The sequence below is a fragment of the Membranihabitans marinus genome (assembly GCF_021729155.1).
GTDB classification, from domain to species: domain Bacteria; phylum Bacteroidota; class Bacteroidia; order Chitinophagales; family Saprospiraceae; genus Membranihabitans; species Membranihabitans marinus.
In genome coordinates this window covers 1-23509 of record NZ_JAJQYA010000016.1, presented here as the reverse complement: position 1 = coordinate 23509, position 23509 = coordinate 1, and the positions used below count along the sequence as shown (strand labels likewise).

Sequence of the window (23509 nt, the reverse complement as noted above, 5' to 3'; positions counted from 1 at the left end):
ACATTGGATTTATAAAAGAACAGGACTATGAAAAAAAATACAATTGAATGGAAATGGGCATTAATATTTCTTCTAACTACTCTTCTGTGGATGGGATTGGAAAAATGGATGGGTTGGCACGATGAAAATATCGCAAAACACGCCATATACACCAACTTATTTGGCATCCTAGCCATCATCATTTATTTTTGTGCATTGATCGATAAGCGACAAAATTTTTACAATGGGTACATGACTTGGAAACAAGGATTTGTAACCGGATTATTGATCAGTGTTATTGTAGCTGTTTTTACTCCAGTTACCCAACTTATTGTACACAAGATTATTTCGCCTTCTTATTTTGAGAATGCCATCCAATATGCGGTAGACAACAATAGATTAAGTTTAGAATCGGCTAAATCTTATTTTAGTCTCAAGACCTATATTATGCAATCCATCGTAGGTGCATTGGGCATGGGAATCATTACCTCAGCATTGGTTGCCTTAATCGTCCAAAGAAAAATCAAATCCTAATAGGTAATACGAATTACATTTATAATTAACGGAAATCTTTCGATTTATTGTAGAGCCGCAAAGCATTGCGGCTTAAATATTGTGGATTAAGACGTTATGCTATATTGATAGTATCTTAACAAGGAATTTTAGGGCAATCACGCCTCGGCACAGTGGCCTCGGTTCCTTCATCAAAGGTCGATTTACGACCTTTGGTTGCCATTCTGGCAACTTTACTCAATCACGCCGTAGCTACGGCTATGCCTGTGTTTTTAGCCTCGTCTAACTCCAAATATTTTCGAAATCTTTTCCGTCATCATAAAATGTAAATCGTATAATTTTTATAATGCTTGATCGGAGATTATACGATTAAATTGGACCAATCGCTTTGACCAATATTTCGATTCATCTAAAGATTGCAGTACCACTCCCTTCGATGTAGTGCTGTGGAGTAGCCAGACCCCTGTTTTATCCGTTTTATAAACAATGGCTACGTGATCAATCTTTCTTCCCACATTCTTAAAGAAGGCCAAATCTCCTGGCATAACCTTTTGTCGATCTACCTTTTTACCGTAATTCATCATATCATGTGCTGTTCTAGGCAAGGTAAAATTGTGTTTGACAAAACTGTAGTATACCAGACCAGAACAATCGAATCCCTTATTGGATGCCCCACCGTATCGATAAGGAGCACCGACTTGATCATAAGCCGTTGCTACCACCTCTTGTCTCACGTTGCTATTTTCTTTGCTATGGCCGACCGATTTTACTTTTGGACTGCAGTGAAATAATGTAGTTGCAAGGGCAAATAAAAAAATATAGCGTAATAGAGTAGTCATAATAAAACAATTAATGTCGATCAAAGATGGAGAAAATCTCAATAATTCAGAACAAATTAAGATTTTATTTCATTTATAAACAACTAATTTATTGCATTTTAACAATTTGCTATAAATCATATTTATTTTAATTTGTATTTTGCAATGGTCTATCTTTCTACTTTTGCTAAAAGCCTGATGGATGGAATAGGGAATAAAATTTTAATAAAAATAGAATACTACTGGAGAAATCTTTAGATATTCACCTTGATAATCAAGGATACACCGGATTTAAAAAAACATATGCAAGCACGAAAGACCATTAACACGATCTTACACTACTTTAATCTGGACAGTCAAATAGATGATTATGAAATCATCCATGAAAACATCATTAAAGACATTGAATTTAGAGGTACCAACCTATGGATTCTGATGTTTGCCATTATCGTAGCCTCTATTGGCCTCAATATGAATTCGACGGCAGTAGTCATCGGTGCCATGTTAATATCGCCTTTAATGGGTCCTATTATAGGAATGGGATATAGTATAGCCACATACAACTTTCCCCTGTTACAACGATCACTAAAAAACTATGGATTTGCAGTGGGAGCCAGTTTAACGGCTTCATTTCTATATTTTTTAATCAGCCCGATATCTACTGCTCATTCCGAATTACTCGCTCGAACCAGTCCGAGTATTTACGATGTTTTGATTGCCTTTTTTGGAGGCTTGGCAGGAATTGTCGCTTTGACCAGTAAACAAAAGGGTAATGTGATCCCTGGTGTGGCCATTGCTACAGCCTTGATGCCACCGCTTTGTACCGCTGGCTATAGTCTAGCCACCGCACAATTCAATTACTTTTTCGGGGCCATGTTCTTGTTTACGATAAACACTGTATTTATAGGGATTTCATCGATTCTAATCTCGCAAATCCTAAAATTTCCTTTTAGAACTCTAGTTCAAGAAGAACGAAAGAAACAAGTGAATAAATGGATATCAATTGTTATAATTATTATCCTATTACCCAGCTTGTATTTTGGGTATAGCCTAGTACAGAAAGAGAGATTTCAGGAAAATGCCTCATTATTTGTAAAAAGTATTGACGTCATGGGAGCCAATTATTTGTTGAATCATGAGATTCGCAGCGACAGACATGAAATAGTCCTCGTTTATGGTGGAAATGCCATTACAGATAGAGATCGAAATCGAATCAATGAGCAATCTAAGATCTTCAATCTCGATGATGCCAATATCATCATCCAAGAGGGCTTTAATTTTAGTGATGTCAGCTCTAAAATGAATGAGAATCTCAGTCTTAACGAAGAAATAGTAAAACTAAAATCCATTATTCAACAAATGGAAAATCAAAGAGATTCCATCAATCAACGCAATGAAATGGGAAAATCATTGCTTTCTGAAATCAATATTCTCTACCCTGAAGTGACGGCTTGTACTTTTTCAGAAACCGTAGAATACAAAAACAGCGACGATACCGAACCATTGGCCGTCGTGGTATTAAAAGCCAGTGAAACCATATCGGCAGAATCCAAAGAAAGGTTATTGAACTGGCTGAGAAAGCGCCTCGATAAAAACAAAGTTCACCTTTTTATTGAAAGCGCTGAACCGGAATAATCTGAGTGTTGATTTAACGCAATATCTGATAATTCTTCTGGATATAATTATCGTGCCATTGATTGAGCTGGTCTGTAGTCCAGGTTTGATCCGACAAAACAATTCTATACCTCAAAGTATAAGTCTGTCCGGGATAGAAGATCCAATCTCGGTCTTGTGTTGGATTGAAATTGACAAAGACATTCCCTTTACTATTATTGGTGCCCGTAGGCCATATCCTCAATAGTTCTGGATAGTTGAAATTGCTGGGATAAGTCATGGTCACTATAGAGGCTTGCCCAGAGACATCACCCGGCCCTGCCACTTGAATCCAACGCGCCCTTGTAGCGTTTCCATCCGACTTGTTTTTGCCTTGAGAAGTGATGACCGTTACATCTTCATCGTTCCAATGCTGCGGACCTCTAAATGAAAAACCTTGATACCTATATTCTTTAATGGTAAGTGGATCACTGCCCTGCATATTGTACTGGGATTCGGCATCTAAAAACCATGTGGATTTTTCTCCAGCAGAGAGCCAAATTCTATAGGTACGCAATTCTTGCATAACCACTTCCTCGCCTCTACCTGGGTGGATGATATGATGGAGAAGAACTTTCAATTCTTGAAATAATGGACCGGTACTGATACTTACGATTTCACTGTGACGCACCGTACCCAATTCTCTGGACAAATTCCAAAAATCGATTTCTTCACCTCTGTATTCTGTTTGCACCCAAGGTCCCCATAAACCGTAATGGTGGTAATGGTCTGAGGGTTGAATCCTAGTCACCACATTGCCTTGCAAAGTCTTGAGTGGGTGAACAAAACCCGATCTACTAAATACTTGAGATACGCCCTCAGGTACTGGCATATCGGTATACCTATAAGTAAAAATCCCTTGCCCAGACTCAGAAAGAAAGGTGATATCTTTGCCGTTATCGACATAAGATATCACCTGATTTTCCTTCGTTTTCACTATTTTCTTTAATACAAAATCCAACTTTTCACCCTTAGAGCAAGCATCAGCCAATCTCCAGTAAACTTTGGTACCTCCATCGATATCAATTTGGGTGAGAAGAGGCAACAACTCATTGTTTTTTCGCTGCATAACTCTCCATTCCAATGTACTGTCTTCCAAGCCTACTTGCAATCCTGCCACATCATAAGACACGACAGAACCACTCATCAATGGCTGTTTCACTTCCATGGTAAAAGGATACTCCATTGCATCCTCCTGACTAAAAACAAGACTTAGAAAAACAAAAAGTATTATGGTCGTCGAAAAAACAATTTTCATATTCGTTTAATTTTTACTTTGATTAAATGCCTGAGTAGTCAAAAAATACTTCGTCAATATAAATTGCTTCTCCCAAGCAGGAATTTCTCCAGCTTTCATAAAATCTAAGTATTTTCTAGTTACTTGAGCAAAATGAGCCTCATGTCCAATCTTCAGGGCATCGGGAATGACCATACTCCATCCATTGGAAGCTTTTTCGAAACCCAACCCCGGGAATTCACCTTGAATATCATCTACCAATTTTCGAAGTGCAGGTTCGAGATCTTCTTTATCCGAAGTAGGCTCAACAAACAACACCGTTTGATAATTGGTCTCAGCATTTTGACGAATTATCAAATTGGCTTTACTACCTCTGATAATTGAGAAGTGGGTATCTTTGGTTCCTGCGGGAGCTTCAAAATTCCATATCACAGAAACTTTGCCGTGAATATCATCTACCGTAAACACAAATTCTCCATTGGCATTGACATTCAATACATTATCACTATCCACATCCTTCTTGAGGTAGCCTGGGTAACTATCCAGTCCTGTTACTTGCTTAAATTGTGCAGGATCCAAAGCCGTGGTCCATTGACGAGCGGTTTTTACTGCTACTCGATCGGTTCCCACCATTTCGCCAGAGAAACAAGACCAAAGGATTAAATCAACCAAGTGAGTGGCCACATCAACGATACCAGCTCCTTGCTGTTCTACATCAAAAAACCAAGCTGGTCGAACCAAAGGCTTACCATTTACTTCTTTGAAGAAATGGTGAACACTTTCTTTGGTAATCGCTGGATTGTCGACACTTCCATTGACTATTTCTCCAAACAATTCTTTGGATTCTGACAAACGCTTTTGCAACATTGAAGTAACTTCAAAACGCTCCGTCATAATATCATAGACCAATAGCCCTTTCTCATCGGCCAATTTCATGGCCTGCTTTAACAATTCATATCCCTTGCTATCGATGACCATGGGTTTATCAGCATAAACATGGATATCGTTTTTCACCGCTTCTAAGATGTATTCGGTTTTTTTCTGATTATTACCAGCTACAACCATTACATTCCCTGGCTTCTCGGATAACATCTTATCAAAAAAGTCTCCCCCACCGTAGACCACTTCTTCCCATTGAGTAGGATTTTCTGATCTGGTGTTAAACTGTTCTACAAGATTCAAATAACTCTCCACATCCTTCCCTTTAGGGGCATAGACATGAACTACAGGATCTACTTCTGGGTACATATCCCGCTGTACCAAAGAGGCGTGAAAATGACCGGGATCTACCGTCATCAAATGAACAGGATATTGTTTTTCAGTTGGTGTAGACCCTTGGTCTTTACAGCCTGTAACTGCCAAGCTAGTCATCAATAAAAAGGCACAAAGTTTTTTCACAGATTAATTTTTTTAATGTTCCATTGCATAATTCGTCCCCCAAGGGTGACGCTGAGGTCTGTACAGCATGGCATTGGCTTCGTCGTCATTTTTAAATTTCTCTCTAACGGGATCCCAATACAATTTTCTTGGAATCTTCATAGCGGTGTGAAACAAAAGACAAGTAGAACAAGATCTATGTGCCACTTCCGCTGGTGCAACCGTTAGCGATCGAGATTTAATACAGTCTAACCAATTTTTATGCTGTTCTGGACTCTCGTACAAATGTACTTCATTTGGTCCAATTACAGAAGAGAGGATGCGAGGATCTGAGGCTTGAAATGGAGATTTATCACTATTTCCCGACGTAGGATCAGAAGAAGTCACCCCGACATTGCCTCTTGTGACAAATATCCATCCCTCACTTCCTTCAAATCTAACTCCATTGGGGTTGTCCCCTCCCACTTCCATGGTTACTCCATTGGCGTATTTGGCTTTGATTAAGAAATCCCCATGAACATTCCACAAACCAGATTTTGGGAATTCGGCCGTCCCTTCGATTTCAATAGGACCAGTAAATTCTGTTCCCATTCCCCAATGAGCTATATCGATATGATGGGCACCCCATCCGGTAATCATTCCCGCTCCAAATTGCTCGCAGCGCAACCAACCTGGTCTAGAATAATCGTGTTGAGGATGCACTCTTTTTTCTGTATAATACTGATATGGAGTTGAGCCCAACCACATTTCGTAATCTAGATTGCTCGGAATATCCATTTCTGGCTCTTCATCACCTCCAGGATCGCCGGGCAAACCAATTTTTATAGTATGAACCTTACCTATTCTGCCATTTCTCACCAATTCACAGGCTTTTTTAAATTGCGGCCAAGGTGTAGCTGAACGCTGCTGACTACCGATTTGGAAGACTGCCCCATTTCGAGCGACAGCATCAGCCATAGCACGTCCTTCAGCTATGGTAAGGGAGGTTGGTTTTTGTAAATATATATCTTTTCCAGCAAGTGCAGCATCCATAGTTGGTCGTGCATGCCAGTGATCTGGGGTACTGATAATGACGGCATCCACACCAGAATCTTTGAGCATTTCTCTATAGTCTTGGTACATTTTCACATCCATATAAGAAGACATACCCTTTTTTTCTCGATAGTATTTCTCTATAAATTGTTTACCATCCTTCATCCTTTTGGTATCTACATCACATACGGCAACTATTCGAGCAATATCGTTTTTCATGGTCTCGGGCAAATCGTGTGAACTGGCGATGCGACCAAAACCAATCTGAGCGATTTGAATTTTTTCACTGGGTGGATTGGCTCCGATTACCGAAGCAGGAATTATGCTAGGGACTACCAAACTACCGGTGGCCGCATAAGCAGAATTTCTAATAAATTTTCGTCGGCTAAGATTTTTTTTATTTTTCATCCTTTTTTTATTTTGTCATTTATATTACAACTTCCCAGCTTGGGACAGTAAAATCCATTTTATCCCACTCAGTATATGGTTCATAAACACGGGATCTTCATAGTGATCTTTTCGATGCCCCAATGAAGTATACCATTGATGTCCACCGTCGAAATTATGACACCATGTTACAGGAAAATAGTTACCAAATGTATTAGAGGGATATTCATTTTTTGCTTTTTCATCCTCAATTGTTGTCAGATCGGTGGCCAAAACTACCTGAATGTCGGGGTTTAGTTCTTTGAGGTAATAGCTTTCGTCTTCTCTAACCCAAGTGTCGGGGACTACTTGAGCTGAAATATGATGAGGGTCTATTTTGACTATTGAAAACGATTGAAACTTCGAATGTCTTAAAAACTTACCTCCGATCACTTTCCAAAACCATGGCCAATCTCGCTCCGATCCACTGGCCGAGTGAATGCCGAGTAAACCGCCCCCCTGCTGTATATAATTTTTGAATACGTCTCTTTGCGATTGATTGTCAAAAGCTTCATTATTGGTATTGGAAAAAATAAGTAAATCGTATTGATCAATCTTTCCCGGCATAAATATAGATGGATCATCACTTACATCAACAGTAAATCCATGGTCTTCGGCCAGTTTTTCTAATCCTTTTACACTGCTGGCAATATTGTCATGGACAAACCCTTCTCCGTTTTTGGTGTAAATAAGGATGTGTGCTTTTTTCAATAATTTCTGGGCTATTTTTTCTTGTTTGCTCGTCTGGGCTTCAATCGTTTTAGTAAAGCCAAAACTCATAAAAAAGATAAAAAAACAAAGTAATTTAAGATGGCAAAAATTGGTCATATATAATTTTTTTTAAACAATCAGAATTTAAGTCCTCACCATTATTAACTTAAAAATGGCATATGACTTAAATACACCTACAATATTAGGAAACTAATATAGAAGTAAAAATATTTATAAAAAATATTTACCCCCTATAATTTTAAAAAAAATACCAAAAAAGCGTAAACGATTAAGTAAATCCTTGTTCGCAAAAAAAATTTAGGGTAAAATCAAAAGTTTAAACCGTGGGAGGAGATTGAGAAGGTATAAGTCTGAGGTAGGGATACTGTGTTCTGTATCACTATCCATTCAACATGACATCAATGTTACATCGTTTACCGTGCTTTGTGATAAGCTTAGTGTCCACAGTGGTGAATCCCACCCATCGATTTAAGCCCCTGATAATTAATAATTGATAATTGATAATTAACCATGGATCATTAATCATTCGGCATTAAAACCGTAGACTTTCCAAATTTTCGAATAATAAAATACATAACCAATATGCCCGTGGGAAAGAGAATCCAGGATGACACACCCAAGGAAGCCGGTAAAACCCCAATAAAGATTGCCACCATGCCCACCAATAATGCATAGGGCAATTGGGTCTTGACGTGATCGATATGATGACATGAACTCGCCAATGAACTCAATATCGTAGTGTCAGAAATCGGAGAACAGTGGTCGCCCAATACACTTCCTGCCAATACACTAGCCACAACATTGTGAAAAATAATTAAACTTACATCGTAATCATATCCGGCAGAATGAGCCAACATCCAAGTAGCTGGCAACATCAATGGATATAATATAGCCATTGTTCCCCAAGAAGATCCGGTTGAAAAGGCCACTAAAGCAGCCAGCAAAAAAGTAATCGTGGGAATCACCCATGGAGCAACATTGTCAGACATCAATTGTGTTAAAAAATCTGCAGTGTGCAAGTCTTCAGTTACAGCAGCCAAGCTCCAAGCAAGAGATAATATAATAATGGCAGACAACATGGTTTTAAAACCGCTAGTTGCCGACCGAATCAATGACTCCAAATTCATAATTCGTTGATACAAAGTCATAATTACCGCTATCATCACACCTCCTAAGGAAGACCATAATAATGCTTGATAAGAATCAGCCTGACCTATTATTTCCGACAACTTCAATCCCAGGCTCATATCTTGATTGGCCCAAACATCGACATCCCATCCCGTGTACAAAAGCCCTGCAATGGTGCCCAAAACTACCGTAAAAACAGGAACGACAGCATTGTACCACCTTGTTTCAACACCTGGATCGGGGGTAAATTCGGAAAGATCATCCTCGTCTAATTTTGTCTCTGACCGCACCGAAGATACAACACCTGTTGTCCTCGCTCTGTGCTCTGCAGTGTACATGGGACCAAAATCTTTTTGAAACAACACCAACATCAATACAAAAATCAACGTATAAATAGGATAAAACGAATACTGCAGTGAATTAATAAAGGTTGCATAAACGCCTTCATTCAGGGTATCCAAAGATTCGATACCACTCTCTATATATCCCAATTCTGCTCCAATCCAAGTAGTCACAAATGCAATGGCTGCAATTGGGGCTGCTGTAGAATCGACTATATATGCCAGTTTTTCCCTAGACACCTTCAATCCATCGGTCACTGGCCTCATCGTATTCCCCACTACCAGGGTATTGGCATAGTCGTCAAAAAATATAGCAATACCCAATATCCAAGTAGCTAACTGTCCATTTTTTGGATTATTGGCATACCTTGAAATATAATTTACCACTCCTTGCATACCTCCATTTTTGGAAATAATAGCCACCATGGCTCCGATCAACATGGAAAATAAAATAATCGAAACATGACCGCTATCTGAAATAGCCGCCACAATATAATGATCAATGGTTCGCATAAATCCGAGAACAATACCCCAAAAACCTTCAGAATAAATATATAAAATAGAAGCGCCAAAAAAGACTCCAAAAAACAAGGACGTCACCACTTCTCTAAACAGCAATGCTGCAAAAATAGCCAGTAATGGAGGCAATATCGACCACCATAAAGGTACTGGATGGACTACTTCTTCTGTTTTCGCACTGAGATATTCCACCATTACCGTTTCCGACTGATTAGATTGATGCTCCACCACACCCTGACCGTCCTCAAAAACCAATTTTTGATCAACCCCATTAACCTTAACTTCTCCTTGCCCATCCATGGCCTCAACATCCTTTATGATAATCGAATAAGGTATGTTTTGAATGGTAAAACTTGGAAACTCTATCTCAATATCACTTCTTACAGACCCGTCATCCTGTCCATAAAGGTTGAGACTAAAAAAAGCCATAATGATTAGAAAAAAAATATTTTTCATAAAGTCGTAAATTAAAGTGAGTTTCAAGTTTACGGTATAATACCAAAAAAAATTTATAGATTATTATTTCTAATCCTCATAGGGAATAATAGGCAAAAATCTCAAGGCTCGCAAATCAAATAATCCTTCTTTTATGGTATCGTTTACCCCTTTTAAAACGATTTTTTGTTGACCTTTTTCCAGTTTCAATTCTCCTATACTCATCAATCTAAATGTATACCATGAACCAGATCTTCTGACATGACCCAACAATGAACCTGTCTCAGCTTCCAATTTATAGAGATTTCCAGCCCCTTCATCGGAAACAGACCACTCTAAAAAAACTTCATAGGTGGCATCTAATTGAACATCGACATCCCACTCCACTCGATCCTCACTGGTAAACCAACCGTAGGCCATCCATTCCGGCATATACTTAATATTGGGACCGATAGCAGCTCCATCAGCGGCGTGCAAAGTAAAAGAGCCATCTACATCAGGGACTACCAACTTAGGTATTGGCACTGTATCTCTAGCTATTGTATTTACAATTTCAGCATTTATTGACGAAATAGAAATCGCCACCATAAAAAGTAAAAAACGAATTTTCATATTATTTTCCATTTTTAATAAAACTCAGTAAATCAGCCATCCCTTGTTCATCGATTTGATTTTCTAATCCTACCGGCATTAGAGAAGTTCCCGTTGAGGTTACTTCAACCAATGAAGAACGCGGCAACACCTTTTCTTCTCCAGCATTTGATCTTAAAGTAATGGCATTTGGCGCTTCGGAAGCTATCACTCCATACACCGTTTCTCCCGAATCCAATAAAATCTTCCAACGATCATATCCATCTGCAATGGATAAATTAGGGTCCAAAATATCACTTAATATTGAACCTGGTCTGCGATTTTTAATCGTTTTTAGATCGGGTCCAAAAGCCACTCCATTTTCCCCTCCTACTTGATGACATATTGAACAATTTTTTTCAAAAACCAATTTACCATTTTCGCTCTGTCCTTCCAAATTTAATGAAACTTGGTATTTTTCTATTACATCTTTGCGATCGGTATCCATATTTGTATTGGTAAACAAAGCTCTAGCCCTATTTCTCATTACTTCATCTTCTTGTTGAGCCATTAATTCCACACTGCGTCCCCAGCCAATGGTTGCAGGATCTATTATACCAGCCTCCATGGCCTCGATCAGGCTTTTGATTCTATCGTCATTGGTTACCATGACATCAATAGCGGCATCCCTTAATTCCGGTGTCAGTTTACTCCAATTTTCGATAAGATAGGCTACGACATTGGAATTGGGCAAATCGCTGAGGGCAGTCAATGCAGCGAGTTGAACCATAGGAGGTTCTGTCGGTGTCAATTTGGATCGATACATTTCGGTCAACTCACCATCTCCATAATGTGATAAATATCGAATAGACAACACCTTAGACAGATCGGTACTCTCGGCATCTGTCACGATATTTTGAGCGGTTTCCATAAAATTTTTATCTTCATTATTCTCATCCCCAATCAGCAATAGGTCTAATGCATTTTTTCGAAGATCATCTGCTTGACTGTCATTAAAAACCGTCTTAGTCAACAAACTTCGCTCGGCGGACAAATCCATGGCTAGAGATGATTTGTTCTTCAACCCTGTCACCACACCTTTGATGACGGCAGATTGCCATGAATTGGCTTCAACCCTATTGGCTTGTAATGATCTTCTAATCCAAGAAGTTATCATATCTTTATTCTTCTCGGAAACCAACATACTGGTCAACCTTTCTCCAAAGGCAGCATATGCCGAATTATCAGGTTTATATTTCCGGACAAATTGTGATAATAATTCGATATTATCATCGGAAGGTGCAGAAAGGGCTGCTATTTGCATCCAAGGATCATCCATATTGTCAAACAACATAGCCGACCGGACGGACTGAGAGGTTGAGGACGACAAATATCCAAGGGTACACATCAACTGAAACCGAACTCTGGCATTGCTATCTTCTCCCATGGACAACAATATATTCTGAAGTGGAATAGATTCTCCTAAAAATGCTTCAGATAAAACTATTGCGTTTTCTCGAATGCCTGGCACCTGATCCTTTAGCGCTGCAGAGATGACTGGAATAGACAATGCATCTAAACCATCCAATGTCCATAAGGCATGAAAACGAGCTTCTCCCATGGGTTGAGACAAGGCCATTTCTTCTAATAATTCAACAGCAGATTGATCTTGTCGATCGACCAATAATCGCTGGGCATTTTTTCGGAACCAAATATTGGGATTGGCCAATAGAGAGACCAATTCTTCAGTGGACATTGCAGACAAATCAATCTTCTCCGACCAATCCATTTTTCCTGTGCCTTTCGGCGTGATTCTATAAATCCGGCCTTGATTGTTTCCATTATACAAAGCTCCAGATTGAATAACATCATCGGCCATCCACTCGGGATGTTCAATAATCTGACGATAATAATCGATAATATATAATGCACCATCGGGGCCAGTATAGATACTTACCGGTCTAAACCAAGGATCGGTAGATGCTAGAAATTCCTTTTCCTCGAATACTCTCGTCGCCTTAAACGATGCACCGTCTTCTGTCAAGTGATCAACATGGACAAGATTACTCACAGGTTCGGCCACAAAGGCGGTTTGATTGTATTCAGATGGGAATAGTCCACCCAAATACGCCGTAACTCCACAAGCAGATGTAAATACACCTAAATCGGTTAACAATTGATGTTCGGGATTCTTGGTAATGGGATACACATCGGCAGCTGCACCATGAGCAGCAATAGATTTGGTTGCATCTGAAATCAACAAATCAGGATTGCGCTGCAAGTAAGGGGCAGCCATGACTTCGTGATATATGTGATTGGCATTGCTCACCAATAAATGTCGACCCCAGCGATCGAAAGACTGTCCATATTGAGTTTCACTAGACAGGTTTTCCAATTTAAATCCATCTGGCTTTAATCTAAGGCTCCGTCCTTGGGCATTGTTTTTGAGCACAGGTCCATCAACTGCATTTGGGAAATAAACATCTCCACCTTCACCACCAAAAAGTTCGGGAAAAACTTTAGCCGTGTACACAGATTCATTGCCTACATAAATCCAATTGTCGAAGCCATATATTGGGGTATTGGAATTATGCTGGGGGTTGGTGCGAGCAAAACCGGTCAATATCGTATCCCTAAAATCGGCTTGCCCATCTCGGTCTTTATCCTCAAAATACAATATATTGGGTGGATCCGTCACCAAGATTCCCTGCTTCCAACGCATAATACCGGTTGGCAATATTAGATTATCCACAAATACTTGACTCTGATCCATTGTCCCATCTCCGTCGGTATCAGACAACAATTTGACCACACCGCTCCCACTCAAATCCAAAGGATAGCCATGCATTTCAAGAACGTACATACGTCCTTCCTCATCTATTTCCATAGCGATTGGGTCGGAGATCAATGGCTCACTGGCAACAGATTCAATTTGGAATCCCTCTGCCAATTCAAATGAAGATAAAGCATCTTTCGGGCTTAATCCTCCGTTTTTGCCATCCGACTGACATCCCAATAATAATCCGCCACACCATAGGCTTACGACAATAATCCAAATATTGATTGTTGATTTCACGTTTCGTTTGATTGAAGTTTTAAAATAATATAAGCTAAAAGGTTGACCAGGTCATGACTAACTCCTCGTCAATATTTAACGTTTCATTATTAAAAGATAAAAGTATTTTAATATATACGATGCAAAGAATAGAATTCTATATGAAATAGCCAATATAATACCAAGCTGAATAACCCTATATCCTTTTTTTCTATGACTAGGGTTAATATGAAGTATCTATAAATAAAAATGCCATTGTCTGTATGACTACAGATTCAATGGCATTTATCTAAATCTTAGAGCTATAACAGCTCTTGGAATAACCATTTATAAAAATGAATATTCTTTAATTCATACGACTATAAATCAGAGTATTTTGTAGGATATAAGATTATTTTGTCGATATGAGATACGTTGTCTTGAAACTCGGGCTTCACCTTTAATTTCAACCATTCAGGATCTTTTCTGAATGCATCCCAGTGTTCGGCTTGGGCTTCAGGACTGGCAAAAGTAGTCATATACATCAAGTTCGGCGTCTTAGGTCCGATAACCACTTCTCCATAAAAGATAGCATTAAATCCCAGTCGATCAAATATATCTATTTCACCTTCATTGAACATTTTAATCTTGTTATCACCCAAATATTCGGTAGGACTTTCATAACTGCGCAGTTCATATACTCGTTTTTGAGGATCCACATCTAACTGTGAAGGCTGATACTTTGGCATCCCGTCAAAAGCTTTCATCAATATCTTTTCCACTCTATTGAAAGGTGGTTTATCATGGGGTGCAGTCAAATAATCTTTTCCCTTGCGATGGTATCGTTTACTCTCCTGGATCCACCTTGGGATTTTAATAAAATCTTCATAATTATTATAGGGGATAAAAACGTATATTTTTTTCCCAAAGTCTGGGCTCGTTGGCACAGGTTTAAAGACACCTACCTCATCGACACCGGCAGAGTGAAATGCGGGCAAAAGGGTTTTCTCCAAATACTTTTCAACGGCATTAATCTGATCGATTTTATCTACATGATATATTCGCAATTCAAACCAGTCACGTTCTTGTTCGGATTGGCTATAACACTGCGGACTTTGAATTAATACTGCAATAAAAAGGCATAAAACAGCAGGCAGGTATTTAATCATTTTATAAAAGTTTTTGTTTAGTATGTTCGAATGTATCCAAGTGCAAATTAAATTATTTTTTGTTTTTCACCATAAAAATCACGATGAACTATGAAATGATTTACAATTACATTCTTACTTCCATTCAATAATGGAAGACATAGATTATAAGGTCAACACCTATTATTATAGAAAGATCTTATCTATTCCATAATATTATCTATTGAAAGATCCATTTCTAAAAAATGAAATTGCTAATCATGAACAAAACAAACTGTTGGCCATCTGGTTAGCTAAACATGCTGATCAATCAAAATAGCATTGCCATCTGGATCTACTACAACAAAACTAGCCGGACCGGTGGAATTTTCATCTGCCTCGTTAAGGATTTCTAATCCCTCTTTTTTTAATTGCTTTTGAATCCATCGAACATCATCGTATTCTTCCAACTCATGGGCCTCCTCATTCCAACCGGGATTAAAAGTAAGAATATTGTTGTCGAACATACCTTGAAACAGTCCAATTAAGGTCGTTTCGTTTTTCATAATCAAATAATGGCTTTCCATATTTCCAGCAAATACTACAAATCCTAGTTTTTCATAGAATGCTTTGGAAACCTGAAGATCCTTGACACTAAGACTGACAGAAAACGCACCTAATTTCATAATTTTGAATTTTAGTTATTTTTCAATATAAAAAAAATTCAAAAATTATATTTCAAAAAATAATAAAATTTGTATTTTATTACAAAAATATAGAATCAGGCAATCTTCATCAATTGCTACCGACAATGAAAGGATCACATAGAGTAAGCTTACACAATCATTTATAGCGCAATAAAGATGAAATCTTTACTTCTCTATTGGGAAGCCATAAATTTCTATCCAATCCAATCGAGAACTAGCTGGACTACCGCCTCCTATCATCAAATCTGTCCATCCTACTGCTACTACTTTGGACAAATCAACATCCTTTGCTGGCTTTTTTTCAACCACTTTGTCAATATCCAAGGTCCACCATTGAATATCGGAAATATTCCATTCTACTTCACGCCAATCTGTAGATGGACCATCACTTTGCTCACTAATTATCCAACTGCCATCGGCCAACTGAAGAATTAATCTCAATTGTCGAAATCCGGTTTGCTTTGACCTCCATTTTATTTTTCCATATTTACTGAGATCGACCATATATTCTTTGTGAGACAAACTAACTGCCCAATTCCCTTCACATAAACCCGACCATACATAAAATGGATCATCTACTGGCTTTTCGTGATTGCTCTTTTTTATAACATCCTTACCCGGTCCGTGAAGAGCTAAAACTACATCCTCCTGAACGATATGGTCTTGAGTGATGGGAATTTCGGCTGGAGTTTCTTTAAAATCTTCTCTAAACACTCGCTCTGGTCTATACTGTGTCCATCCACTAGTCAAAAAAACTACTGATAAAGAAATGGTAAATAATAATCGCATCAATCTCATACTCTGTATTGTTTTATAATAATAATATTTAGCCCTTTAAAAGACAATGGTTAAATATATAAAATGAAAAGCTAAACCAAAGGAGAAATATACAAAAATGAAAAGTCCATGGCAAAAATACCATGGACTTTTCAATATTAAACTTTTGTATTACTTTAATTTAAACCGTATTAAAAGTCTCTATAAGGGGCATCCAAAAACTGATTGGCTTCTTCCTCTGAAAATCTTGCGGCTGCACTATCCCAGTGCAAGGTTTTGTTGGGGAATCGTCCGGCAATCACACCCAATAGAATGGTTTCTGTCAATCGAGAGGCATAGGAAAATGGCGCACTGCACTCGTCCTTACCCAAACATGCATCCACAAACTGATGGTAGTGTTTTTTACCTTCCGATGCATAGTTTCTTACGGGTTCGCCAATTGCAGATTGGTCTTTAATGATGGACAAATCCAATTCCTTGTATTCTCCTTTTACTATCAGACGAGGCAATTCCATAAAATGAGGAAGCAATAGACGACCTTTTTCTCCTATAAACATGGCTCCTTGGCTGGGCAATTCTTCATCATTGGGTAATCGAAGCTGTTTGTGATCCTTCGGTGCTCCTTCCCCATCATACCACACCCATTTCAATGTCTTAGTGGTATACGGTGTTTGTGGAAACTTATAGGTTACTGTATTGTGCTCTGGAAATCCATAGCCATTGGGTTTTCTACATTTATTTTTAATGGTACGGGGCACGTCCAATGCCAATGCATTGTACGGGGTGTCAAAGATGTGTACGCCCATATCCCCCAGGGTTCCACATCCATAGTCTAACAATTTTCTCCAATTACCTGGATGGTAATATCCTTCCTTGTACGGTCTTTCAGCAGAAGTACCTAACCAAAGATTCCAGTCGAGGTTTTCTGGAACTGGATCTGAACCAGTGGGTTCCGGTCCATCATATCCCCAGTTTTTGGGAGACCAAGCCCGCACTGTACTTACCTTTCCGATGATGCCTGATTGAATCAATAAGGTCGCCAATTTATAATCGTAAAACGAGTGAACTTGTATCCCCATTTGAGTTACAAGATTTTTTTCTTTGGCCATTTTATTCATGGCTCTCGCTTCAGCAACATGATGAGTTAAAGGCTTTTGACAATATACCGGCTTACCTTTTTCCATGGCCAACATAGATGCTGGAGCATGGGTATGATCTGGAGTAGAGACGATTACTGCATCTATTTGATTTTGCATCTCATTTAACATCACTCTATAATCTGCATAAGTCTTGGCTCTTGGATGCAATTTTTTAGCGGCGGCCAAAGCATTGGAATCCACATCACACAAAGCAACTACGTCTACAGATTTATGAGATGAAATCGCCTTGAGATCTTCACCTCCCATATTGCTTACTCCAATATGAGCGGTTCGCAATCTACCATTTCTTGTTTGCGCCCACATTGATGTTGGCAACATCGCTGATAATCCCAGCGCAGCAGTACTTTTTAAAAAGTCTCTTTTTTTCATTATAGTAATTTTAAAATATAATCCTCTGAATCGACCAATAAATACAGTTAGCCATCAGACGATCATCTTATCATCAATAAATTTACATTACTTAGGTAGTGTAATTTATAAAAAATTTACAAAATATGGTCAGTACTAGCCAATTACTAAACCAACCTCCTTAAAATACATTTATAAAACCAAGCAAAAACAGTTGCATAATATTAATTTATACGAAATAAAAAATCCTTTCATTCCATATTTCCCATTCAGGTTCTGTTCCATGTCTCCAGTCACCTCTAACCCCAATAATCTTATTGAATTATTTTAAATTAAAATAATTCAATCAATACTTCATCATAAGCTTCTGATGAAGTGCAAATAACAGATTTTAAATTTTCACCAGCTACCTATTTATCCATATTTTGCGGTATACTTTAACATAATACAAAGTGACTTCAATACTTTATTCAAGTCTAAATAGTAGAATAAAAGATCTATCAATACGTTGTTTTTTTTTAAACATCATAAAGTAGAATAGGAGATAATCCTTTCAAAATTTTCAGCGTAAAAAAGCCCAACCCCTGGATTACTTTTTATCTCGATAAGAGTTTAAAGAAAAGTAATTTCTAAGATTAATTAGCTATATCCCTAAGAGTGCATAATCATGTATTTGCTAATTAACCAAGATCCTAATGAAAACAGTGATTAAAGTCCTTCATCTGTTGTTTTGGTTTTGTTGTACAACCAAGATAGAGGGTCAAACCAATGAACATCGTATTAGTCTAAGTATTGGACCAGCATATAGCTATCTAACGAATTATGAAAATAGCCGAATGTATACATATTCCACAGGCTTGCAAACTGATGTATTAAAATTTGATGATTGGGGTTTGTATACCGGAATTTTCTTTCAAAACAAAGGTGGAGAAAATATTGAATCATACCAAGATCGTGAAGTAGTCATTACTTACCAATATTATCAATATTCAGTTCCCGTTATCCTTTTTTATCGCCTCGGCAAAAAATTGATCTTACAGGCAGGTATTTACTGCGGATGGAATATTCCTCACAAAATGCAATACGATATGGAATCCGACATTATAAAGTTTATATCCCAGCCCAATGACAAGGACTTTGACGGTCATCGTGAAATTAGAAAATTGGAGAACGGCAGTAAAATCGGATTGGAATTTACTCCTTTTAAAAATTTCTCCCTTGAATTAACCATATCCCATGCCTTTCTGCCATTTTATATCGATCAACCAAGTTCTAACTATCTGATATTAACCGATAAAAATGCCGTCGACCTAAACCTTCCTTTTAAACGCTTATTGGACCACAAAATGAAAAATTCAAAAAATGCTTTCTATTGCTTAGCAGTAAAAGTGGATTTATTTAAATATTAATCACATATAAACATAGATCAAATGACTAGTAAACACATCACCTTCATCCTAATTTCCTCCTTATTCCTTCTGAATACCAGTCTGGGACAAAGCCTGAAAAATCGAGCAGGGATTTAGTTAGGCGGTGGTTATACCTACCTCTCTAGTTATGAGAATAGTAGAATCATTGGTTATTCACTAGGTATACATACCGACATTGTCAGATATAATAAATGGGGATTGGTTTCAGGCCTCTATTTCCAAAATAAAGGCGGAGAAAATGGTGAAAAATATCCTGACTTCAGAGCATATTTTAAATATCAATATTATCAAGTATCCATTCCACTCACCACTTATTATAACTTAGGTCGTAAATTTACTGTTTTTATGGGCATTTATGGGGGTAGGAATCTTCCGTATAAATTATACTATCATATCAATAACACTAGGGCAAGATTTATTGACGATAGAAGTGAGGGAGAGTTTTATGTCGACAAATCAATCAGGAAGTTTGAATGGGGCAGTAAATTTGGGATTGAATTTAGAGCATTTAAAAACACTCTGACCAACACCCCCCCTAAAACACTATATAACAACACATTACATCTACTCCATGCGAAATATTCAGACAATAACCGAATAATCATTTTTTGAATTACATACTATTCTCTTTTCAACTCCTAATTTCTATCCAGCATAGTTTCAATATATTAAGATCATTTACCTATTATTTTTCTTAATTTAAATTGAACGATCTATAATCTAATCAAACTTATAGTCGGACATTATAAGTTAAGTGAGATAACCTCATACATATCCACAATTAAATAAATATTCATTCAATATTTTATGTAATTTCACCACAGGATCAATTGATTTTAGCAAAATAATATTTTATGAAAATTAGTAGACATATTATCTGCCTCACCATAGTCTTAATCTCTTTATCTGGATCACTATTTGGGCAAAACAACGACAATATTGTGATTACCGGCCAAGTAGTATATTATGACAATCCAATAGAATTTGCAACCGTATCCCTGCTTTCGGCGACAGATCAAAGTTTATTAACCGGAACCACTACCGATACTGATGGACGGTTTTCTCTCTCCTCCCCCAGTGAAGATATTGTAATTCAAATCAGTTTTATAGGATTCAAAACTCTTGAGATTAAAGATTTCTCCCAATCTAAGGGCAATATCCAATTGGGAACCATCCAACTCATGGAAGATCATCAGCAATTAGCAGAAATAGTCGTACAAGGCGACAAATCTTATTCCGAATTCAAACTCGACAAACGGGTATTTAATGTTGGCCAAGATATTGGCAATACTGGGGTAAGTGCATTGGAAGTGCTCAATAATGTGCCTTCTGTCAATGTTAGTATTGAGGGACAGATCAGTTTGCGAGGGAGTCAGGGAGTGCAAATATTAATCAACGGTAAACCATCAGTGCTCACTACGGGTGACGGATCTGCACTGGGCACTATTACTTCTGATATGATAGAAAAAATAGAAGTCATCACCAATCCCTCAGCCAAATATGAGGCTGAAGGTACTTCTGGCATTATCAACATCGTTTTAAAAAAGGATGAAAAAAGAGGTCTTAATGGATCTGCAACCATCAACACCGGAGTTCCAACCAACCACAGTCTAGGTCTCAGTCTTAATAATCGCACAGAAAAATTTAATCTTTTTGGACAATTAGGTATCGGAAAGCGCTCCATGCCGCGAGAAATATCAACCTTAAATCGCAATTTGATTAGTCTATCCGAATTGAGTCTGGACGGGGAAACAGAAAAAAATGAAAAATTCTTCAACCTCGTATTGGGTACAGACTACCATATCGACAACAGTCAAGTATTGACACTTACTGGCCATTTTGCTTTCGAAGATGAAGATGCCAACTCTGACCTTCTATATCATTTTTCGCCCTCTCCTACTTCCTCTTTGATTGACATGTGGAAGCGTGAAGAATCCACCACAGCGGAAAATCCAAAATGGCAATATGAATTGCAATACAAAAAAGAATTTAACAGTAATGAAGATCATTTTCTACTGTTTAGTGGACTCGGCTCCTATTTTGGCAAAGATCAATTTGCCAATTACAATAATTCCACTCTTAGTGGCAGCGATAGAAACGGTGAGGAAAAAATTCATACCGATTATCGATCAGCCAATTACACCTTTAAATTGGACTACACCCAGCCCTTCAATAACGAATTCACCTTGGAAACAGGAAGTCAATATGTGATCAATGATATTTCCAATGACTTTTCAACCCAAGACTTGATAAACGACGAATGGATAACAGATTTCAATGTCTCCAATCAATTTGAATATCAACAAAATGTATTGGGCATTTACGGTACAGGTGCATATGAAAAAAATAAGTGGGGCTTGAAATTGGGGCTTCGATTTGAGAATACCGATCTTCATACCCAGTTGATTAACAACGGCAATAAAAACCACCAGAATTACTCTAATTTATTCCCCAGTGTACATACTTCGTACAAAATATCAGAAAAATATTCCGTACAAGCAGGGTATTCGAGTAGAATATTTAGACCTGGATTATGGGATTTAAATCCGTTTACCAATCCTGTAGATGATTACAACATATTTACGGGAAATCCCAACCTACAACCTGAGTTTACCGATTCCTATGAAGTTACGGCCATCTCGGTTCAGGAAAAAATATCTCTTAATTTTGGAGTCTATTACAGATACACCAGCGATGTCATTGAACGAGTTGTCCGCTCGGAAGACAATATAAGCTATACCTATCCCGACAACGTGGGGCAAAGTAAAACCACAGGCTTAGAATTAAATGCCAAGTACAGTCCATTGAAATGGGCTTCATTTACCGCGGACTTCAACTACAATTATTTCAATAGAACAGGGCAGTTTAACGAAGATCAATTTGATTTTTTCGGCGACAAATGGATGAGTAAATTAATGACTAAATTTAAGTTGCCTGCCGAAATTGACCTTGAGTTGGCTGGAAATTATGGCTCCAAATACCAAACGGTTCAGCAAAAAGTAAAAAGCAATGCATACATGGATTTGGGGATTAGGAAGAAGATCTTAAAAGGCAAAGCCATTCTTAACCTAAGTGTAAGAGATGTTTTTGCCTCTCGCAGAAACGAAAGCATTACCGAACAAAGTAATTTTATTCTGACCAATAGACGAACCACTGGTCGCTTTGTTACCTTCGGTGTTAGTTATGGATTTGGCAAAGGGGAAGCGATGGAATTTTCTGGGCAAAAAAGATTTTAATCTAAATCTTCGTTAACTATATAACTATGAATTCCCTTTGATTTTTTACAAACTACAAAAACATATAAATATGACTCTTCCCACCAATCATCAAACAATAATGCCCTATCTAATTGTTAAAAATGCGAAAGATTTTTTGACTTTTTTGGAAACCGTCTTTCAAGGGGAATTGCTAAATAATCACCAACGAGAAGATGGAACCGTCATGCATGCTGAATACAAAATAGGTGATAACACCCTAATGATATCGGAAGCTAGCGATCGCTTTCCGCCTATGAACTCGGGATTATTTATCTATGTCGACGATGCCGATGCTTCATTTATCAAAGCAGTCAATGCTGGTGCCCAACCCATTATGGAAGTTCAAAATCAACCCTATGGTCGCAGTGGAGGCGTTTTGGATGCCTTTGGCAATGTTTGGTGGATTACCCACGTTATTGAAAAAGGGTAATTCCGGTAAATTGAGATTATGATTTACTCATCCGCCAAACTTTCTCATTGGTCGCCACGGTTAATGGTTAATCGCATACAATGTACGGGGCAATCACTCGGAAAACAATAGATATGAACCTAGATTTGTCACACTTTTTGCCTGCATATCTTTATCTAAAATTTCACGGATAGATAATATACCACACTTCAGTTCTTGAAGGCAGATGAAGCAAAAAACCCGCCAAATCAATCATTTAACTTCCTGACCAAGCCGCACTAGTAGTGCGACTCTACTGTATCTCAACAATTTCAAACAAAACCATTATTAGTAATAATCAACCAATAATATATTGCTATTATCATCTTGACTCATCCTACAAAAAGCTTACGGTTTTAATTAATAATTCCATAATAGATTCATAGGTCGATTTAAATCCTAAACTTGCTTATCAAATTGAAATAGAAAGAGATCAAAATTTGAAAAGACTTGGATTAACA

17 protein-coding genes and 1 pseudogene are annotated in these 23509 nt (G+C 37.9%); 6 read left to right on the top strand and 12 right to left on the bottom strand.

Annotated features, from left to right (window positions below):
- Nucleotides 1-27: 27 nt before the first annotated feature.
- Nucleotides 28-513, top strand: a complete 486-nt coding sequence (locus tag LVD51_RS11420; RefSeq protein WP_236971507.1) for a DUF4199 domain-containing protein — start codon at nt 28-30, stop codon at nt 511-513.
- Between the two features lie 320 nt (nt 514-833).
- Here LVD51_RS11420 and LVD51_RS11415 read toward each other — a convergent pair whose 3' ends face one another.
- The gene (locus LVD51_RS11415) at nt 834-1331 is read right to left on the bottom strand and encodes a C40 family peptidase (RefSeq protein WP_236971506.1); all 498 of its coding nucleotides are present in this window, start codon (nt 1329-1331) and stop codon (nt 834-836) included.
- Nucleotides 1332-1613: 282 nt separating this feature from the next.
- Between LVD51_RS11415 and LVD51_RS11410 the strand changes: the two genes are divergently transcribed.
- Nucleotides 1614-2945: a DUF389 domain-containing protein gene (locus LVD51_RS11410; protein ID WP_236971505.1), complete on the top strand. Its 1332-nt coding sequence runs from the start codon at nt 1614-1616 to the stop codon at nt 2943-2945.
- Between the two features lie 13 nt (nt 2946-2958).
- Here LVD51_RS11410 and LVD51_RS11405 read toward each other — a convergent pair whose 3' ends face one another.
- The 11 genes from LVD51_RS11405 to LVD51_RS11355 all read right to left on the bottom strand — a co-directional run bounded on the left by LVD51_RS11405 (nt 2959) and on the right by LVD51_RS11355 (nt 17934).
- On the bottom strand, nt 2959-4221 hold the full coding sequence (locus tag LVD51_RS11405; RefSeq protein WP_236971504.1) for a DUF6807 domain-containing protein: 1263 nt from the start codon (nt 4219-4221) through the stop codon (nt 2959-2961).
- A gap of 6 nt (nt 4222-4227) precedes the next feature.
- The gene (locus tag LVD51_RS11400) at nt 4228-5598 is read right to left on the bottom strand and encodes a putative oxidoreductase C-terminal domain-containing protein (protein WP_236971503.1); all 1371 of its coding nucleotides are present in this window, start codon (nt 5596-5598) and stop codon (nt 4228-4230) included.
- A gap of 12 nt (nt 5599-5610) precedes the next feature.
- A complete protein-coding gene (locus LVD51_RS11395; protein WP_236971502.1) occupies nt 5611-7017 on the bottom strand; it encodes a Gfo/Idh/MocA family protein in 1407 nt (468 codons plus the stop codon).
- 24 nt (nt 7018-7041) lie between these two features.
- Nucleotides 7042-7863: a ThuA domain-containing protein gene (locus tag LVD51_RS11390; protein ID WP_236971501.1), complete on the bottom strand. Its 822-nt coding sequence runs from the start codon at nt 7861-7863 to the stop codon at nt 7042-7044.
- 422 nt (nt 7864-8285) lie between these two features.
- Nucleotides 8286-10211 (bottom strand): Na+/H+ antiporter NhaC family protein, encoded by a 1926-nt coding sequence (locus LVD51_RS11385; protein ID WP_236971500.1) that lies wholly within the window; start codon nt 10209-10211, stop codon nt 8286-8288.
- 69 nt (nt 10212-10280) lie between these two features.
- Nucleotides 10281-10802, bottom strand: coding sequence for a carbohydrate-binding protein (locus LVD51_RS11380; protein ID WP_236971499.1), 522 nt, complete (start codon nt 10800-10802; stop codon nt 10281-10283).
- A gap of 1 nt (nt 10803) precedes the next feature.
- Nucleotides 10804-13836, bottom strand: a complete 3033-nt coding sequence (locus tag LVD51_RS11375; protein WP_236971498.1) for a PVC-type heme-binding CxxCH protein — start codon at nt 13834-13836, stop codon at nt 10804-10806.
- Between the two features lie 338 nt (nt 13837-14174).
- A complete protein-coding gene (locus tag LVD51_RS11370; protein WP_236971497.1) occupies nt 14175-14963 on the bottom strand; it encodes an NIPSNAP family protein in 789 nt (262 codons plus the stop codon).
- A 272-nt stretch (nt 14964-15235) separates the two neighbouring features.
- Nucleotides 15236-15607 carry a VOC family protein gene (locus tag LVD51_RS11365; protein ID WP_236971496.1) on the bottom strand — a complete coding sequence of 124 codons (372 nt, stop codon included), beginning with the start codon at nt 15605-15607 and terminating at the stop codon, nt 15236-15238.
- 186 nt (nt 15608-15793) lie between these two features.
- The gene (locus tag LVD51_RS11360; protein WP_236971495.1) at nt 15794-16426 is read right to left on the bottom strand and encodes a hypothetical protein; all 633 of its coding nucleotides are present in this window, start codon (nt 16424-16426) and stop codon (nt 15794-15796) included.
- 170 nt (nt 16427-16596) lie between these two features.
- The gene (locus tag LVD51_RS11355) at nt 16597-17934 is read right to left on the bottom strand and encodes a Gfo/Idh/MocA family protein (RefSeq protein ID WP_236971494.1); all 1338 of its coding nucleotides are present in this window, start codon (nt 17932-17934) and stop codon (nt 16597-16599) included.
- Nucleotides 17935-18608: 674 nt separating this feature from the next.
- Here LVD51_RS11355 and LVD51_RS11350 point away from each other — a divergent pair.
- The 4 genes and pseudogenes from LVD51_RS11350 (at nt 18609) to LVD51_RS11340 (ending at nt 23030) form a co-directional block, all read left to right on the top strand.
- Entirely contained in the window at nt 18609-19322 is a 714-nt protein-coding gene (locus LVD51_RS11350) for a PorT family protein (RefSeq protein WP_236971493.1), read from the top strand.
- Nucleotides 19323-19481: 159 nt separating this feature from the next.
- Nucleotides 19482-19955, top strand: a pseudogene (locus LVD51_RS20210) (outer membrane beta-barrel protein); the annotation flags it as partial.
- Nucleotides 19956-20197: 242 nt separating this feature from the next.
- Nucleotides 20198-22579 carry an outer membrane beta-barrel family protein gene (locus LVD51_RS11345; RefSeq protein ID WP_236971492.1) on the top strand — a complete coding sequence of 794 codons (2382 nt, stop codon included), beginning with the start codon at nt 20198-20200 and terminating at the stop codon, nt 22577-22579.
- Between the two features lie 70 nt (nt 22580-22649).
- Entirely contained in the window at nt 22650-23030 is a 381-nt protein-coding gene (locus LVD51_RS11340) for a VOC family protein (RefSeq protein WP_236971491.1), read from the top strand.
- Nucleotides 23031-23509 lie beyond the last annotated feature (479 nt).

Bases quoted from the DNA above. Each gene is read 5' to 3' on its own strand.
- LVD51_RS11410 (WP_236971505.1), top strand. From the start codon at position 1,614: ATGCAAGCACGAAAGACCATTAACACGATCTTACACTACTTTAATCTG.
- LVD51_RS11340 (WP_236971491.1), top strand. From the start codon at position 22,650: ATGACTCTTCCCACCAATCATCAAACAATAATGCCCTATCTAATTGTT.
- LVD51_RS11345 (WP_236971492.1), top strand. From the start codon at position 20,198: ATGAAAATTAGTAGACATATTATCTGCCTCACCATAGTCTTAATCTCT.
- LVD51_RS11370 (WP_236971497.1), bottom strand. From the start codon at position 14,963: ATGATTAAATACCTGCCTGCTGTTTTATGCCTTTTTATTGCAGTATTA.
- LVD51_RS11360 (WP_236971495.1), bottom strand. From the start codon at position 16,426: ATGAGATTGATGCGATTATTATTTACCATTTCTTTATCAGTAGTTTTT.
- LVD51_RS11385 (WP_236971500.1), bottom strand. From the start codon at position 10,211: ATGAAAAATATTTTTTTTCTAATCATTATGGCTTTTTTTAGTCTCAAC.
- LVD51_RS11365 (WP_236971496.1), bottom strand. From the start codon at position 15,607: ATGAAATTAGGTGCGTTTTCTGTCAGTCTTAGTGTCAAGGATCTTCAG.
- LVD51_RS11395 (WP_236971502.1), bottom strand. From the start codon at position 7,017: ATGAAAAATAAAAAAAATCTTAGCCGACGAAAATTTATTAGAAATTCT.
- LVD51_RS11405 (WP_236971504.1), bottom strand. From the start codon at position 4,221: ATGAAAATTGTTTTTTCGACGACCATAATACTTTTTGTTTTTCTAAGT.
- LVD51_RS11355 (WP_236971494.1), bottom strand. From the start codon at position 17,934: ATGAAAAAAAGAGACTTTTTAAAAAGTACTGCTGCGCTGGGATTATCA.
- LVD51_RS11415 (WP_236971506.1), bottom strand. From the start codon at position 1,331: ATGACTACTCTATTACGCTATATTTTTTTATTTGCCCTTGCAACTACA.
- LVD51_RS11380 (WP_236971499.1), bottom strand. From the start codon at position 10,802: ATGAAAATTCGTTTTTTACTTTTTATGGTGGCGATTTCTATTTCGTCA.
- LVD51_RS11420 (WP_236971507.1), top strand. From the start codon at position 28: ATGAAAAAAAATACAATTGAATGGAAATGGGCATTAATATTTCTTCTA.
- LVD51_RS11390 (WP_236971501.1), bottom strand. From the start codon at position 7,863: ATGACCAATTTTTGCCATCTTAAATTACTTTGTTTTTTTATCTTTTTT.
- LVD51_RS11350 (WP_236971493.1), top strand. From the start codon at position 18,609: ATGAAAACAGTGATTAAAGTCCTTCATCTGTTGTTTTGGTTTTGTTGT.